Origin of the sequence: Pseudomonas triticifolii, assembly GCF_014358015.1 — a bacterium.
GTDB classification, from domain to species: domain Bacteria; phylum Pseudomonadota; class Gammaproteobacteria; order Pseudomonadales; family Pseudomonadaceae; genus Aquipseudomonas; species Aquipseudomonas triticifolii.
This window is the reverse complement of the sequence record NZ_JACONV010000001.1, coordinates 544,084-561,053: the sequence shown is the minus strand read 5'-3', so window position 1 is coordinate 561,053 and position 16,970 is coordinate 544,084. Positions and strand designations below refer to the sequence as shown.

Genomic DNA, 16,970 nt, shown 5'->3' with positions numbered 1-16,970 from the left:
TAGCCAGACTGGTGTTGCGGGTAGGAGCATCTCGTCGCCGGATTGCCCGGCGACGATGTAAGGGGTGCCTGGGATTATTCGTCGTAGCCCAGGTTCGGCGCCAGCCAGCGCTCGGTCACGCTCAGGTCCTGACCTTTGCGGGCGGTGTAGCTCTCGATCTGGTCCTTGTCGATCTTGCCCACAGCGAAGTACTGCGCCTGAGGGTGGGCGAAGTACCAGCCACTGACGGCAGCTGCGGGGAACATTGCGTAGTGCTCGGTCAGGAACACGCCGCTGCGGCCGGGCGTATGCTCGGGCGTGCCTTCCGGCAGCGGGTCGAGCAGGGCAAACAAGGTGCCTTTTTCGGTGTGGTCAGGGCAGGCTGGATAGCCCGGAGCCGGACGAATGCCCAGGTATTGCTCCTTGATCAGCGCTTCGTTGTCCAGCGCCTCGTCCTTCGCGTAACCCCAATATTCCTTGCGCACCTGCTGGTGCAGCCATTCGGCGCAGGCCTCGGCCAAGCGGTCGGCGAGAGCCTTGACCATGATCGAGTTGTAATCGTCGCCCTTGTCCTGATAGGCCTTGGCCACTTCTTCGGCACCGATGCCTGCGGTGGTGATGAACCCACCGATGTAGTCGGTCAGGCCGCTGCTCTTGGGCGCAACGAAATCAGCGAGCGAGAAATTCGGTTTGCCGTCGGGTTTAATGGTCTGCTGGCGCAGGTGGTGGAGTTTCGCCAGCGGTTTGCCGTCGTCGCCATAGACTTCCAGATCATCGTGATCGACCTGATTGGCCGGCCAGAAGCCAAAGACGGCGCGAGCGCTGATCAGTTTTTCGTCGATCAGCTTGCGCAGCATCTGCTGTGCGTCGGCGAACAGCGCTGTGGCAGCCTCACCCACGACCTCGTCGGTCAGGATGCGTGGGTATTTGCCGGCCAGATCCCACGAAATGAAGAACGGCGTCCAGTCGATGTAATCGGCCAGTACGTTCAGGTCGATGTCATTGAGCACGCGAGTGCCGGTAAAGGTCGGCTGGGCGGGCGTGTAGTTTTCCCAGTCGAACTGCGGCTTCTTCGCCACCGCCGCGCCGTAGCTCAGGCGCTCGGTGCGCGAGCTGCGGGCCGAGGTGCGTTCGCGCACTTCGATGTATTCCAGACGGGTCTTCTCGATGAAGGCGGGCTTGAGTTCCTTTGACAACAATTGAGTTGCAACGCCGACGGCACGTGAAGCATCGGTCACGTAGATCACCGCATCGTTACTGTATTTGGGTTCGATCTTGACCGCCGTGTGCGCCTTGGAGGTCGTCGCGCCGCCGATCATCAGTGGCAGGTGGAAATCCTGCCGCTGCATTTCCCGCGCAACGTGGACCATCTCGTCCAGCGACGGGGTAATCAGGCCGGACAGTCCGATGATGTCGCACTTCTGTTCGCGCGCCACCTGCAGGATCTTCTCGGCAGGCACCATCACGCCCAGGTCAACGATGTCGTAGCCGTTACAGCCCAGCACCACGCCCACGATATTCTTGCCGATGTCGTGCACGTCGCCCTTGACCGTGGCCATCAGGATCTTGCCTTTGGCCTCCGGCTTGTCGCCTTTTTCCAGTTCGATGAACGGAATCAGGTGCGCGACCGCCTGCTTCATCACGCGGGCGGATTTGACCACCTGCGGCAAGAACATCTTGCCGGAGCCAAACAGGTCGCCGACCACGTTCATGCCGGACATCAGCGGGCCTTCGATCACTTCGATAGGACGATTGAACGACACACGTGATTCTTCAGTGTCTTCAACGATGTGCGTGGTGATGCCTTTGACCAGCGCGTGTTCCAGACGCTGATTGACCGGCCAGCTGCGCCACTCTTCGGTTTCGGCTTCCTTGACGCTGCCATCACCCTTGAACTTGTCGGCAATCGCCAGCAGCGCATCGGTGCCGTCAGGGTTGCGGTTGAGCACCACGTCTTCGACGCAGTCGCGCAGCTCGGCCGGGATCTGGTCGTAGATTTCCAGTTGCCCGGCGTTGACGATACCCATGCTCAGGCCGTTGCGGATCGCATGCAGCAGGAACACCGAGTGAATCGCCTCGCGCACCGGGTTGTTGCCCCGGAACGAGAACGACACGTTGGAGACGCCGCCAGAGGTCAGTGCGTACGGCAGTTCATCGCGGATATAGGCACAGGCGTTGATGAAGTCCACGGCATAGTTGTTGTGTTCTTCGATGCCGGTGGCGATGGCGAAGATGTTCGGGTCGAAAATGATGTCTTCCGGCGGAAAACCCACTTCATTGACCAGAATGTCATAGGAGCGCTTGCAGATTTCTTTCTTGCGCGCCTCGGTATCGGCCTGACCCTGTTCGTCGAAGGCCATGACCACCACGGCGGCGCCATAACGCTTGCACAACCTGGCGTGGTGAATGAACTGCTCGACGCCTTCCTTCATGCTGATCGAGTTGACGATGCCCTTGCCCTGAATGCATTTCAGGCCCGCTTCGATGACTTCCCACTTGGAGGAGTCGATCATGATCGGCACGCGAGAGATGTCCGGCTCGCCTGCGATCAGGTTGAGGAAGGTCACCATGGCCTTCTTCGAGTCCAGCATGCCTTCGTCCATGTTGATGTCGATCACCTGTGCACCGGCTTCGACCTGCTGCAGGGCGACTTCCAGCGCTTCGGTGTAGTTGTCTTCACGGATGAGGCGGGCAAAACGGGCAGAACCGGTGATGTTGGTGCGCTCGCCGACGTTGACGAACAGCGACTGACGATCGATGGTGAAGGGCTCCAGACCCGACAGGCGGCAGGCCTTGGGAATGTCCGGGATCTGGCGCGGCGCATAGCCCGAGACCGCCTGGGCGATGGCCTTAATGTGCGCGGGGGTCGTGCCGCAGCAGCCGCCGACGATATTCAGGAAGCCGCTCTGAGCGAATTCCTCAATGATCTTCGCGGTCTGGCTCGGCAGCTCGTCGTACTCACCAAACGCGTTAGGCAAGCCTGCGTTGGGGTGCGCGGATACGTGGGTATTGGCCTTGTTGGCCAGTTCCTGCAGGTACGGACGCAGCTCACTGGCGCCCAGCGCGCAGTTCAGGCCCACGGAAATGGGTCTGGCGTGACTGATAGAGTTCCAGAACGCCTCAGTGGTCTGGCCCGACAAGGTACGGCCAGACGCATCCGTGATGGTGCCGGAAATCATGATCGGCAGTTCGAAACCCAGTTCTTCGAACACACCTTGCACCGCGAAAATCGCGGCCTTGGCGTTGAGGGTGTCGAAAATGGTTTCGATCAGGATCAGGTCCGCGCCGCCTTCGATCAGGCCACGTGTGGCTTCGGTGTAGTTTTCCACCAGTTCGTCAAAGGTGACGTTGCGATAGCCTGGGTTGTTGACGTCTGGCGACAGCGAGCAGGTGCGACTCGTAGGCCCGAGCACACCTGCGACGAAGCGTGGCTTGTCCGGGGTTTCCAGGGTCTTGGCGTCCGCGACCTTGCGCGCCAGACGCGCGCCTTCGACGTTCAGTTCGTAGACAATCGATTCCATGCCGTAATCGGCCTGGGACACCTGAGTGGCGTTGAAGGTATTGGTTTCAAGGATGTCGGCGCCCGCATCCAGGTATTCCTTCTCGATGGCGCCAATCACGTCCGGGCGAGTCAGTATCAGCAGGTCGTTGTTACCCTTGACGTCGCTGGGCCAGTCGGCGAAACGCTTGCCGCGATAGTCCTGCTCCTCAAGCCTGTAGCTCTGGATCATGGTGCCCATGCCGCCATCGAGGATCAGGATCCTCTGTTTCAGAGCGTCGAGAAAGGCTTGATGGCGGGCGCTGCGGTCAGACATGAGGGCTACCTTGAGAAGGTCGATACTTAAAGAACGCGATAATAGCAAACCGGAACGGATTTAGTGTTGTCAGGGCTTTTGCATGAAAATCATTCATGTTGGGCGCGCGCAGGCCCTTGTAAACTTACTGCCTTTTTAATATCAGGGCTCAGGTTCGATGCCGTACCGCTTTCTGGCAGGCATCGTCCTGCTTTTTTCCTGCTGTGCGCTCCAGGCCCAGACATCCCCGCCGGCCTCGTCTCCCGCCATTTCCTATGTGCGTGATATTCAACCCATCCTCACCGAAAAGTGCGTGGCCTGCCATGCGTGTAACGATGCGCCTTGTCAGTTGAATCTGGGCAGTGGCGAAGGTGTAAGTCGCGGGGCCAACAAGATACCGGTCTATCAAGGGGATCGAACCCGGGCTGTTGACCCGACCCGCTTGTTTTACGACGCCCGCGACACGGACGCCTGGCGCGGCAAGGGTTTCTATTCGGTGCTTGATGCACAGGGCAGCCAGGCGGCGTTGATGACCCGCATGCTGGAACTGGGTCGCAGTGCGCCATTGCCTGCCAACAGCAAGATCCCTGACAGCATTGCACTGGGCATTAACCGGGAAAACATCTGCCCGTTGCCCGGTGAATTCAATGCCTACGCTGCGGCGCACGCCCAGCAAGGCATGCCGTTGGCGGTGGCCGGGCTGACCGACGCCGAGTACCAGACCCTGCAACGCTGGCTGGCGGCAGGCGCTCCGGTTGAGCCGCAGTCAATCACGCCGACGGTCACTGAGGCGAGCCAGATTCTTGCCTGGGAAAACCTGCTTAATCAGGCAGGTGCCAATCAGGCGCTGGTTGGCCGCTGGCTATTCGAGCACCTGTTTCTGGCCCATATCTACTTCGAAGACGGCGCAGCGGGGCATTTCTATCAGTGGGTACGTTCACGCACGCCGACCGGTAAACCGGTGGACCTGATCGCCACGCGGCGGCCCAACGATGACCCAGGCAGTGACTTCTATTACCGGCTTGTTCCCGTACAGGGTGTGATTGTTCACAAGACGCACATCACGTATGCGCTGAGCCCGCAGAAAATGGCGCGGGTCAGGCAGCTGTTCTATGGCAACGACTGGAAGGTCGCCGCATTGCCCGGCTATGGTCCTGGGCATCGGGCCAATCCGTTTCTGACCTTCGAGGCGATACCGGCTGCCGCGCGCTATCAGTTCATGCTCGATAACGCCGAGTACTTCGTGCGCACTTTCATTCGTGGTCCGGTGTGCCGTGGGCAGATTGCGACCGACGTGATCCGCGATCAGTTCTGGGTGATGTTCCAGGAGCCTGGCCATGATCGTTACGTGACCGATGCCGTGTATCGGGGGGAGGCCACGCCGCTGCTGGCCATGCCTGGGCAGAACGATGACGTGGGCAGCGTGCTGGGCCTGTGGCTGTCGTACCGCGACCGCCGCAACGCTTATGAAGACCTGCGCCGCGACACTTACGCGAAGAAACCGCCGCCGGGCTGGGATGATATTTGGGCGGGCGATGACAACGCGTTGTTGACTGTCTTCCGCCATTTCGACAGCGCATCGGTCAACAAAGGCTTGATCGGCGATGTACCGCACTCCATGTGGCTGTTCGATTATCCGTTGCTGGAGCGCACCTACTATCAGTTGGCGGTCAATTTCGACGTGTACGGCAACGTGTCCCATCAAGCCCAGACGCGCCTGTACTTCGATTTGATTCGCAACGGTGCGGAGATCAATTTCCTGCGTCTGATGCCTGCGGATGTGCGCGAGAACCTGCTCGGTGATCTCTATCAGGACAGTGGCAAGTTCAAGATGTGGCTGGACTATCAGGACATCGACGATGACACGCCAACGGGCATCAGGCTGGACAAGAAAAGCCCCGTGCGCGATTTCGCTACCCGACTGATCGAGCAGGCGGGGCCGCTCAATGCCTCGCCCGATCCGATCAATCGCTGCAACAGCGCCTACTGCTCGCGTCCCGGCCTGAGCGCCAGTCTTGCTCAGGCAGAGCAGGCGCTCAGCCGTTTGGCGTCGCGACCTGCTGCTGGCCTCAAGGTCATCGATCAACTGCCCGAAGCCACCATGCTGCGAATCGAGGACAGTGGGGGCAAGCGAGAGATGTACAGCATGCTGCGCAATCGTGCACACACCAATGTGGCATTCCTGCTCGGAGAGTCGTATCGCTACATTCCGGGGCTGGATACGCTGACCATCTACCCTGGCGTGCTCAGCAGCTACCCGAACTTCATGTTCAATATCCCGGCTGCCGAAGTGCCAACGTTCGTCGATGCCATGCAGCAGAGCAAGGATCAGGCGAGCTTTGAACAGATTGTTCAGCGCTGGGGCATCCGGCGCACGCATCCCTTGTTCTGGACGTATTTCCACGACCTGAATCGTTATCTTCAGGAAACCACTCCGCGCGAAGCTGCAGTGCTCGACATGAACCGCTACGAGAACCTCTAGGCCGGTCATTTCCGGCTGCAGGCCATGAGATACATGGCCTGCGGCCATCTCTAGAAACCTGAACGAATCACATTTTCTACGATCTTTTTTCCAAACAGGCGGTCCGAGAAGGGCGCGCCATGGAACAAGACGCAAGCGTCGAGCGCAGATCCGTGGTTGAGTTGAAAGTCAGGCAGTAGAGGTTTTTGGATGTTGATTTCGGTACAGGCCTTACGGGCATTCGCGGCGTGGGTCGTGGTGTGTCATCACTTCATGCAGATTTTTTACGACTTCAAGGCCAGTGGCCCTATCGGTGAATTCTTCGTTTCCAAAGGCGCGGTAGGCGTCGATATCTTTTTCGTCATAAGCGGGCTGGTGATTTTCCTGTCCACCCAGAAGAGCGATATGCCCGCCGGGCGTTTCATTCTCCATCGCCTGATTCGTATCGTCCCCGCGTACTGGCTGTACACCGCTGCCATGGGCTTGCTGTTGCTGGCGGCAGCGCCGATGTTGCCGCATCAGGTCATTGGCTGGCAGAACTTCCTGTTGTCACTGGTTTTCATTCCTTCGGAGAATCCGGGCGGCTATGGCCTTTACCCCACGCTGAATGTGGGCTGGACGCTCAACTACGAGATGTTCTTCTACCTGCTGTTCTCCATGGTGTTTCTGTTCAAGCAGCGTCACCGGCCGCTGATCATCGCGGCGGCGTTGTTCGGCGTCAGCGAAGTGCTGGCCAAGGCCGGGGTGATCAGCCGCTTCTACGGTAATGACATCATTTATGAGTTCTTGTTGGGTATCGGTATCGGCATTCTTTATCGCCGTGGCTGGATCAAGGAAGCGCTCTGGCTGCCGCTGGCGGGGATCGCTGTGGGGCTGTATGCGATCAATCATCTGACCAATGATCAGCGCCTGTTGAACTGGGGATTGCCCAGCGCGCTGATCGTGCTGTCCTGTATTTCACTGGAACCATATTTCCGGGGTAGCCGACTGCTCAAGGTGCTGGGTGATTGCTCGTATTCGGTGTACCTGTTGCATGTACTGGTGCTGTACGGCGGTTTGCTGATGGCACAGCGCTATGGGTTGAGCCCTTATCTGGTGTTCGCTTTCTGCGTGCCGGTGATCGCTATCGGTGCCTGGCTCAGTTACGAATGGATCGAGAAGGGGGTGTACCGTCGGCTTAAAGACTGGCTGGACGCCCGACGAGCCGTGCAGCCCGCAAGAGCAGTTTCGTAATGAGCGCTTTTCCGACAAAAATACTAGGACTTTGTGTGGCGACCTCGATTGGCGTAAACTGCCGGCACGTCTGCGAGGAATGTTCATGACCGCTATCACTATTACCGACGCCGCCCACGATTATCTGGCCGATCTGCTGGAAAAGCAGAACACTCCAGGCATCGGCATCCGCGTCTTTATTACCCAACCGGGCACTCAGTACGCCGAAACCTGTATCGCCTATTGCAAGCCGGGCGAAGAAAAGCCTGAAGACAAGGCCATTGGCCTGAAAAGCTTCACGGCCTGGATCGATGGTTTCAGCGAGGCCTTTCTGGACGACGCTGTCGTCGACTATGCCACCGACCGCATGGGCGGCCAGCTGACCATCAAGGCACCGAACGCCAAAGTGCCGATGGTCAATGCCGACAGCCCGATCAACGAGCGCATCAATTACTACCTGCAAACCGAAATCAACCCGGGGCTCGCCAGTCATGGCGGCCAGGTCACGTTGATCGACGTGGTCGAGGAAGACACGCAGAACATCGCTGTTCTGCAGTTCGGTGGTGGTTGCCAGGGCTGCGGTCAGGCGGATGTCACCTTGAAGGAAGGCATCGAGCGCACCTTGCTGGAGCGCATTCCCGAGTTGTCGGGTGTGCGTGATGTGACTGACCACACCCAGAAAGAAAACGCTTACTACTGAGTGGTTGGTCAATTCGAAAATGCCCCGACCTGATCGGGGCATTTTTGTATCCGCTGTCAGTCGGGCTCTACCGCAACCAGCACCGTACCCTCATTGACCATGTCGCCTTCCTGGCAGTGCAGGGCCGTCACTACGCCTGGGGCGGCGGCGCGGATGCTGTGCTCCATCTTCATGGCTTCCAGCACCACCAGCAGCGAACCTGCTTCGACCCGCTGACCTGACTCGACCAACACGCGCACGATACTGCCATTCATGGGCGCGACGAGCCCGCCGTGTTGTGCATGGTTCATGTCTGCCTGCGCGATCGGGTCTTGCCGGGTGACGGTGTACAGCTCGCCATGCCATTTCAGGTAAAGGCTGGCACCTCGTCGTATGGCCAGATGCGGATGCCGGACGCCATCGGTATCGACACGCAGTGTCTCTGCGTTCAGCCGATACCTCGAGGCACTGTCATTGCGCAGCCGGACCCGATTGTGCTCGGCATTACACTCCAGAGTGACATCGATTTCCGACGGCAGACCGGCGCGAAACCCTGACGCTGTGCTCCAGGGCGAAGCGTGATCGTCTTCGCGAATACGCTGGGGCTCGCTCTGCCAGAAGGCTTCGGCTGCCGCCTGCCAGAAGGCTTCCGGCAAGGGCTGCGGTTCGGGGAGTAATCGAGCCTGATGGCGCGGGATAAAACCAGTGTCCAGTTGCCCGTCGGCGAAGGCGGGGTGGGCGATGATTCTGCGCAGAAAGGCCAGGTTGGTTTTTACGCCACCGACGGCGAACTCGTCGAGCATGCTCAGCAGGCGCAAGCGCGCCTCCTCGCGGTTCTCGCCCCAGGCAATCAACTTGCCCAGCATCGGGTCGTAGAACGGCGAAATGAGGTCGCCTTCGGCCACGCCGCTGTCGACGCGTCGCCCGTAGCCCGGCTCTGGCTCGCGATAGAGATCAAGCGTGCCGGTTGCCGGCAGGAAATCATTGGCCGGGTCTTCGGCGTACAGCCGCACTTCGATGGCGTGGCCGATCAGCGGGACCTGCGCCTGCGTAAGGGGCAACGGTTCACCACGCGCTACGCGGATCTGCCATTCCACCAGATCGAGCCCTGTGATGTATTCGGTGACCGGGTGTTCGACCTGCAGGCGTGTGTTCATCTCCATGAAGAAGAACTCGCCGCGTGCGTCCAGCAGAAACTCCACCGTGCCTGCGCCCACATAACCAATGGCTTGCGCCGCCTTGACGGCGGCTTCGCCCATCGCCCGTCGGCGTTCTGGAGAGAGGCCGGGAGCCGGTGCTTCTTCGACGACTTTCTGGTGACGACGCTGAATCGAGCAATCACGCTCATTCAGGTACAGGCAATGGCCATGCTGATCGGCGAACACCTGTATCTCGACGTGGCGCGGCTGGAGTACATATTTTTCGACCAGCATGCGTGAGTCGCCAAACGAAGACAGCGCTTCACGCTGGGCTGAGGCCAACGCTTCTGCCAGCTCGCCAGGCTGCTCGACCACCTTCATGCCTTTACCGCCACCGCCGGCTGTGGCCTTGAGCAGCACCGGGTAGCCGATGCGCTGGGCTGCGGCGCTAAAGGTTTCGATGTCCTGCGCCGCGCCGTGATAACCCGGCACCAGTGGCACGCCTGCCTCTTCCATCAACGTTTTGGCCGCTGATTTGCTGCCCATGGCGTCGATGGCCGAGGCGGGTGGACCGAGAAAAATCAGGCCTGCGGTTTCAATAGCGCGGGCAAAGTCAGCGTTCTCCGAAAGAAAGCCGTAACCGGGATGAATCGCCTGCGCCCCACTGGCTTTGGCAGCGGCGATCAGTTTTTCGATCACAAGGTAGCTTTCCGATGCCTTGTTGCCGCCCAGATCGACGCAGAGGTCCGCCTCGCGACTGTGCCGTGCATCGCGGTCGGTTGCACTGTGCACGGCGACCGTGGTCAGTCCCATTTTCTTTGCCGTGCGCATGATACGGCAGGCGATTTCGCCACGGTTGGCGACCAGCAGCGTGTTCAGTTCAAGGTGGCTCATGAGTGCGAGTCCTTTTCGTGGGAAACGCCTTGTTCGGGCTGTGCCTGCCAGCCGGGCGAGCGTTTATTCAGGAACGCGCGCAGGCCTTCCTGACCTTCGGCGCTGGTACGAATGCGGGCGATGGCGCTCTCGCAGTAACGACGCAGGGCAGGGGTCAACACGCCGCTGCCGACTTCGCGCAGCAGGTCCTTGCTGGCGCGCATGGCTTGCGGGCTGTTCAGCAACAGATTGTCGACCCAGAGCGCTGTCTGGCTTTCCAGCTCTGCGACCGGGTAATGCTCGGCGACCAGACCGATTTGTTGCGCGCGCTGGGCGCTGAAGCGTTCTGCTGTCAGCGCGTAACGCCGTGCAGCGCGTTCGCCAATGGCCTGAACCACAAACGGGCTGATGACCGCGGGCGCAAGGCCAATGCGCACTTCGGACAGGCAGAACTGCGCATCCTCAGCAGCAATCGCCATGTCGCAGCAACTGATCAGGCCCAGTGCACCCCCGAAGGCTGCGCCCTGCACGACGGCCAGGGTCGGAATTTTCAGTTTGGCGAGGTTGTACATCAGCTCGGCCAGCTCCCGGGCGTCGTCCAGATTGGTGTTGTAGTCCAGTTCTGCGGCCTGTTGCATCCAGGCCAGGTCAGCCCCCGCGCTGAAATGCTTGCCGCGACCGCGCACCAGCAGGAAGCGCAACGCAGGATTACTCTGCACGGCGTCCAGCGCCAGGATCAGCTCACGGATCATTTGCGCGTTGAAGGCGTTGTTCTTGTCCGCACGGCTCATCCACAGCGTGGCGAAACCGCGTGGGTCGTCGATCAGTTCTATTGTCGCGAATGCAGTCATGGTCATTTCCCGGCTTACATTCGGAACAGGCCGAACGTGGTGGGTTCTATGGGCGCGTTGAGCGAAGCGCTGAGGGCCAATGCGAGGATGTCCCGGGTTTGCGCCGGGTCAATGACGCCGTCGTCCCACAGGCGGGCACTGGAATAATACGGATGGCCTTGGTGCTCATACTGATCGAGGATCGGCTGCTTCAACTCGGCCTGCTGTTGCGCGCTGAAAGCCTGACCGCTACGTTCAGCCTGTTCGCATTTGACTTGCACCAGCACGCCTGCGGCCTGCTCGCCGCCCATGACACCGATTCTGGCGTTGGGCCACATCCACAGAAAACGCGGGTCGTAGGCACGGCCACACATGCCGTAGTTGCCCGCACCGAAACTGCCGCCGATGATCACGGTGAATTTCGGCACACGAGCGCAGGCCACGGCGGTCACCAGCTTGGCACCGTGCTTGGCGATACCGCCGGCCTCGTATTTCTGACCGACCATGAAGCCCGTGATGTTCTGCAGGAAGAGCAGCGGGATGCCGCGCTGGCAGGCCAGTTCGATGAAGTGCGCGCCTTTCTGCGCTGCCTCGGCGAACAGAATGCCGTTGTTGGCCAGGATCGCGATCGGATAGCCTTTCAGATGAGCGAAGCCGCAGACCAGCGTGGTACCGAACAGCGCCTTGAACTCATCGAAGACCGAGCCGTCCACCAGGCGGGCGATGACTTCGCGTACGTCGAACGGCTGTTTGGTGTCGGCTGGAATGATGCCGTACAGCTCGTCGCTGGCGTACAGCGGATCGATCGGTGTTTTCACGTTCAACTGGCCTTGCTTGCGCCAGTTCAGGTTGGCGATGCAGCGTCGGGCCAGCGCCAGTGCATGCTCATCGCTCTCGGCATAATGGTCGGCCACGCCTGAGGTGCGGCAATGCACATCGGCACCCCCCAGGTCCTCGGCGCTGACAACTTCGCCGGTCGCCGCCTTCACCAGCGGCGGTCCGGCGAGAAAGATGGTCGCCTGCTCACGGACCATGATCGCTTCGTCGGCCATCGCGGGCACGTAGGCGCCGCCGGCAGTGCAGGACCCCATGACCACGGCGATCTGCGCAATACCCTGGGCACTCATGTTGGCCTGGTTGAAGAAGATCCGGCCAAAGTGCTCTCGATCCGGAAAAACCTCGTCCTGACGCGGGAGGTTGGCACCGCCGGAATCCACCAGATAGATGCACGGCAGGCGGTTCTGCTGGGCAATGGCCTGAGCGCGCAGGTGCTTTTTAACGGTCAGCGGGTAGTAGGAACCGCCTTTTACTGTGGCGTCGTTGGCGACGATCATGCACTCGACGCCTTCGACCCGACCGATTCCGGCAATCACACCCGCTGCCGGAACGTCTTCGCCGTACACCTCGTGTGCCGCCAGTTGGCCGATTTCCAGAAACGGCGAACCGATGTCCAGCAACTGATTGATGCGCTCGCGCGGCAGCAACTTGCCGCGTGAGGTATGCCGCTCCTGCGCCTTGGGGCCGCCGCCTTGCTGAACCTTGCCCAGCAGAGCGCGCAACTCATGGACCTGCTCCAGCAGTGCAGCGTGGTTAAGCGTGTACTGCGGGTCCCGAAGATTGATGCGAGTGTGCAGAATGGCCATGTGGACTCCAATATCAACGGGTTTCGTTGAACAGCTCGCGGCCGATCAGCATGCGGCGGATTTCGCTGGTGCCTGCGCCTATTTCATAGAGCTTGGCATCGCGTAACAATCGGCCTGCCGGGAATTCATTGATGTACCCGTTGCCGCCCAGAATCTGAATGGCGTCCAGCGCCATTTGCGTCGCGCGCTCTGCGCTGTAGAGGATCACGCCTGCCGCGTCCTTGCGGGTAGTTTCGCCGCGATCACAGGCCTGGGCCACGGCGTACAGATAGGCGCGACTGGCGTTGAGCTGGGTGTACATGTCTGCCACCTTGCCCTGGATCAACTGGAACTCGCCAATGCTCTGGCCGAATTGCTTGCGGTCGTGGATGTAAGGCACCACGACGTCCATGCAGGCCTGCATGATGCCGGTCGGGCCGCCAGACAGGACGACGCGCTCGTAATCCAGGCCGCTCATGAGCACCCTGACGCCGCCGTCGAGTTTGCCGAGCAGGTTCTCTTCAGGCACCTCGACGTCATCGAAGAACAGCTCGCAGGTGTTGGAGCCGCGCATGCCGAGCTTGTCGAATTTGTTACTGCGGGAAAAACCCTTCCAGTCGCGCTCGACGATGAACGCGCTGATGCCGTGTGCAGCCTTTTCCAGGTCAGTCTTGGCGTAGATCACGTAGGTGTTGGCGTCGGGGCCGTTGGTGATCCAGGTCTTGCTGCCATTGAGCACGTAACGATCGCCGCGCTTGTCGGCACGCAGCTTCATCGACACCACGTCCGAGCCAGCGTTGGGCTCACTCATGGCCAGGGCGCCGACGTGTTCGCCACTGATCAGCTTGGGCAGGTAGCGGGCTTTCTGCTCCGCATTACCGTTGCGATTGATCTGGTTCACGCACAGGTTGGAATGTGCGCCGTAAGACAAGGCTACCGAGGCTGAACCGCGACTGATTTCTTCCATCGCGACGACATGAGCCAGATAACCCAGGCCTGCGCCACCGTATTCTTCGCTGACTGTGATGCCCAATAGGCCCATGTCGCCGAACTTGCGCCACATATCGGCCGGGAACAGGTTGTCCTTGTCGATCTGCGCAGCACGAGGAGAGAGTTCTGCGCTAACGAAAGACCGTAACTGATCGCGCAGCATGTCGATGGTTTCGCCCAGGGCGAAGTTCAGGCTGGGGTAACTCATGGGTAGCGTCCTGTTTTATTCTTGGCGGATAGGCTATGACCTTTACGTTAACGTAAGCTTGCGGCGCGTGTCTGTCAACGCTGTGTGCAAAAGCGCTTGGGCATGCAGGCAGGGGGAGAGGGCGGATCAAATGCCGGAAAGCACGAAGGGGAGCCTGGGCTCCCCTTCAAGGTTTTACTCATATGCTCTTTTTTTGTTATCGGGGGGCCTGTTGTTGTTTTTGGCGACCTTGCCCTTCACATCTTTTTTGAGCGATCCCTATGCGGGACCAAGAGCAAACGTATTTTTTTGAGCGCTGATGACACTTCCATCGTATCGATCCAACCAGTCTGGTAGCCGCCTTGAGGCAGTTTTATTGTTCTCTGTCTGGCTGCGAACGGCTTGCGAACAAGCGGTTCTGAAAAGCTATCCACTCCAAAAAAATCTGTTAGCTACGCCTCTGTCCGTGTTGTTCTTGTTGTGTCAGAGCCGGTACGTGTTGTTTTTATTGGGATGCTGCGTGTTTTTTTATTCTTGTTGTACAAGAGATATAGCAGGACCCGTGCCAGTTTTTTAAAACCCTTTGAAACCGGGGGTTTGACCGACTCTCTGGACCACGGGGCCTTCAAATTTGCTGCCGATTGTTTCCGTGTTACCCGTTTGTCCCGGCAAGACGCGAAGCAGGGTAACACTCTGTGACAACGTGTCGCACGTGCTTGTCGACCGGCGACGGCCTCATGCAGACAAGCGCGCCTTCGCGACCCGAGACCCATTGCTGCGCTCGAGCACGTCGCAGATCCGCTGTCCGGCCTGAATCACCTGTTCAAGATCGACACCTGTTTCGATGCCCAGGCCTTCAAGCATATAGAGCACGTCTTCAGTGGCGACGTTGCCGCTGGCACCCTTGGCGTAAGGGCAGCCGCCGAGACCCGCCACAGAGCTGTCGAATACGTGAATGCCTTCCTCCAGGCTGGCGTAGATGTTCACCAGTGCTTGCCCGTAGGTGTCATGAAAGTGCCCGGCCAGCTTGCCGCGTGGGATTTGACCGGCCACGGTATTGAACAGCGCCCGGGTCGCCCCAGGTGTGCCGGTGCCGATGGTGTCTCCCAGTGAAATCTCGTAACAACCCATCGCGTGCAGCTCGTTGGCCACCGCTGCCACTTGCTCGGCAGAGACGCGACCTTCGTAAGGGCAGCCCAGCACGCAGGACACATAGCCCCTGACGCGCAATCCATGCAAGCGGGCGGCTTGCATGATCGGCGCGAAACGTTCCAGGCTCTCGTTGATCGAGCAGTTGAGGTTGCGCTGCGAGAATGCTTCTGACGCCGCTGCGAACACCGCGACCTCGCGAACGCCGGCCGCCAGTGCGTCTTCGAAGCCCCTGAGGTTGGGTGCCAGCGCAGAGTAGATGACGCCTTCACGGCGCTGGATCTGCTCGAAGACCTGCGCCGAGCCTGCCATTTGCGGCACCCATTTGGGCGACACGAAGCTGCCGACCTCGATGTGTCCCAGGCCTGCCGCTGTCAGGTCATCCACCAGACGAACCTTGTCCTCAATGCTGATCGGGCGCGATTCGTTTTGCAGGCCATCTCGTGGACCCACTTCAACGAGACTGACATGTTGTGGCAAGGACAGGGGTAAGGACATGTGATGGCTACCTGAAGTCATAGAGAAGGGGCCGCCGTTCGGTCCAGCGCCGCGCGACAACGTTCCTCGGCTGTGTCGAGCTCCAGCTGCATTTGCTGGATGTCCAGAAGCTGCTGCTCCAACTGATCACGACGCTCGGCAATCTTGCCCAGCATGGTGTGCAGCTGTTTCTGATTATCACCGCTCGGGTCGTAGAGCGAGATCAGCTCTTTGCATTCGGCCAGCGAGAAACCGATGCGTTTGCCGCGCAGAATCAGCTTGAGCGTGACCTTGTCCCGCGCCGAATAGATGCGTTCCATTCCGCGTCGTTCGGGGCAGAGCATGCCTTGTTCTTCGTAGAACCGAATGGCGCGTGTGGTGATATCCAGCTCGCGAGCGAGTTCTGAAATGCTGTAGGTCTGGCTGCTCATGACGTGACTCAAGGGAGAGTGTAGGGGGTAACCTACGGCCTGCTTGACGTTTACGTCAAGCGGGCATGCTTCGAAGTGGCGGAGTAAAAACGGCCGTTGATAAACTAGAAATAGCCTTAAGTTATAAGCAATATTTGTTAAATAACAAATAGTTAGCTAATCAAGCTGAAGCTTTTTCGAGGCTCTGTTCATGCGCCGTCACGCGTTGGCATAGCTCGATGATCTGCTCGCGCATCCAGCGATTGGCCGGATCCTGATCGGTGCTTTCGTGCCAGTAGAGGTGGGTTTCCACTGACGGCACGTCATTCACCGGCAGGTACACAAAGTGCAGATCATTACGGCGGGCGAAGCGCTCAGGCACGGTCATGACCATGTCTGTCTGTTGCAGAACCTGAGTGGCCATCAGGTAGTGCTGGGAGCGCAACGCGATCTTGCGCTGGATGCCCATCTTGCCCAGCGCCAGGTCCACGTGACCCAAACCGCTGCGGCGGCTGGAGATATGGATATGCGCCTGCGCCAGATAATCGTCCAGCCCGAATGCCGGCTTGCCGGCCATGGGATGGCCCTTGCGCATGGCACACACGTATCGATCTTCCATCAACTTGACGTGACGCACCTGCGGGTCGGTATTGAGCGGCGCGTCAACGGCGAAATCCAGACGTCCGGCGGCCAGTTCTTTGGTCGTCTCGCGACGCTTGGACAGGAAGCTTTCGATGGTGACCCCCGGCGCGAGGCGACGCAGACGCTGGAACAGCAGTGGCAGGATCACCGCCTCGGTGAGGTCCGTCATGCTGATGCGGTAGTTCTTGTTGGCCTGTTGCGGATTGAATATCCGGCTTTCCTGGACCGACACCCTCAGCAGCGACAGCGCATTGCGCACCGGACCGATGATGTTCTGCGCCATAGGCGTAGGGACCATGCCTTGGGCCGTGCGCACGAACAGCGCGTCGTTGAAGGTCTCGCGCAAACGCGCCAGTGCGTTCGACACCGCAGGCTGAGTGATGCCGACGATCTGCCCGGCTCGTGTCAGATTGGCTTCGGTGTAAATGGCGTCGAAGACAATGAAAAGATTGAGATCAACCTTGCTCAGGTTCATTGATGGGGCGCCTCGTCCTGTTTTTGTGGATCGTCGCTTGTGCCGCGACGT

The 16,970-nt window shown here is 59.6% G+C and carries 11 protein-coding genes and 1 pseudogene; 4 read left to right on the top strand and 8 right to left on the bottom strand.

Features of this window, described 5'->3' with window-relative positions:
• Positions 1 to 74 precede the first annotated feature (74 nt).
• A complete protein-coding gene (gene metH / locus H8S56_RS02285) occupies positions 75 to 3,794 on the bottom strand; it encodes a methionine synthase (protein ID WP_187517748.1) in 3,720 nt (1,239 codons plus the stop codon).
• A 328-nt stretch (positions 3,795 to 4,122) separates the two neighbouring features.
• Here metH and H8S56_RS02280 point away from each other — a divergent pair, with 328 nt between their 5' ends.
• The 3 genes from H8S56_RS02280 (at position 4,123) to nfuA (ending at position 8,146) form a co-directional block, all read left to right on the top strand.
• Positions 4,123 to 6,255 carry a fatty acid cis/trans isomerase gene (locus H8S56_RS02280; protein WP_187517999.1) on the top strand — a complete coding sequence of 711 codons (2,133 nt, stop codon included), beginning with the start codon at positions 4,123 to 4,125 and terminating at the stop codon, positions 6,253 to 6,255.
• A gap of 189 nt (positions 6,256 to 6,444) precedes the next feature.
• A complete protein-coding gene (locus H8S56_RS02275; protein WP_187517747.1) occupies positions 6,445 to 7,467 on the top strand; it encodes an acyltransferase family protein in 1,023 nt (340 codons plus the stop codon).
• A gap of 85 nt (positions 7,468 to 7,552) precedes the next feature.
• Entirely contained in the window at positions 7,553 to 8,146 is a 594-nt protein-coding gene (nfuA, locus tag H8S56_RS02270) for a Fe-S biogenesis protein NfuA (protein ID WP_004884435.1), read from the top strand.
• Between the two features lie 56 nt (positions 8,147 to 8,202).
• Here the strand turns inward: nfuA and H8S56_RS02265 are convergent, their stop codons facing one another.
• From H8S56_RS02265 to H8S56_RS02250, 4 genes are read right to left on the bottom strand one after another with little or no spacing between them, the layout of a single operon-like run.
• Positions 8,203 to 10,158, bottom strand: a complete 1,956-nt coding sequence (locus H8S56_RS02265; RefSeq protein ID WP_187517746.1) for an acetyl/propionyl/methylcrotonyl-CoA carboxylase subunit alpha — start codon at positions 10,156 to 10,158, stop codon at positions 8,203 to 8,205.
• A complete protein-coding gene (locus H8S56_RS02260) occupies positions 10,155 to 10,994 on the bottom strand; it encodes a gamma-carboxygeranoyl-CoA hydratase (protein ID WP_187517745.1) in 840 nt (279 codons plus the stop codon). Before H8S56_RS02260 ends, H8S56_RS02265 begins: the two co-directional genes overlap by 4 nt.
• A gap of 8 nt (positions 10,995 to 11,002) precedes the next feature.
• Entirely contained in the window at positions 11,003 to 12,610 is a 1,608-nt protein-coding gene (locus H8S56_RS02255; RefSeq protein WP_187517744.1) for a carboxyl transferase domain-containing protein, read from the bottom strand.
• Between the two features lie 13 nt (positions 12,611 to 12,623).
• A complete protein-coding gene (locus H8S56_RS02250; protein ID WP_024694687.1) occupies positions 12,624 to 13,787 on the bottom strand; it encodes an isovaleryl-CoA dehydrogenase in 1,164 nt (387 codons plus the stop codon).
• 180 nt (positions 13,788 to 13,967) lie between these two features.
• On the opposite strand from H8S56_RS02250, the pseudogene H8S56_RS24670 reads away from it, so the two are divergent.
• Positions 13,968 to 14,218 (top strand): annotated as a pseudogene (locus H8S56_RS24670) (hypothetical protein).
• Between the two features lie 283 nt (positions 14,219 to 14,501).
• Here the strand turns inward: H8S56_RS24670 and H8S56_RS02245 are convergent.
• The 3 genes from H8S56_RS02245 to H8S56_RS02235 all read right to left on the bottom strand — a co-directional run bounded on the left by H8S56_RS02245 (position 14,502) and on the right by H8S56_RS02235 (position 16,919).
• Positions 14,502 to 15,413, bottom strand: a complete 912-nt coding sequence (locus tag H8S56_RS02245) for a hydroxymethylglutaryl-CoA lyase (protein WP_187517743.1) — start codon at positions 15,411 to 15,413, stop codon at positions 14,502 to 14,504.
• A gap of 17 nt (positions 15,414 to 15,430) precedes the next feature.
• Positions 15,431 to 15,823: a MerR family transcriptional regulator gene (locus H8S56_RS02240; RefSeq protein WP_024684854.1), complete on the bottom strand. Its 393-nt coding sequence runs from the start codon at positions 15,821 to 15,823 to the stop codon at positions 15,431 to 15,433.
• A gap of 160 nt (positions 15,824 to 15,983) precedes the next feature.
• Positions 15,984 to 16,919, bottom strand: a complete 936-nt coding sequence (locus H8S56_RS02235; protein WP_024694689.1) for a LysR family transcriptional regulator — start codon at positions 16,917 to 16,919, stop codon at positions 15,984 to 15,986.
• Between the last annotated feature and the right edge of the window lie 51 nt (positions 16,920 to 16,970).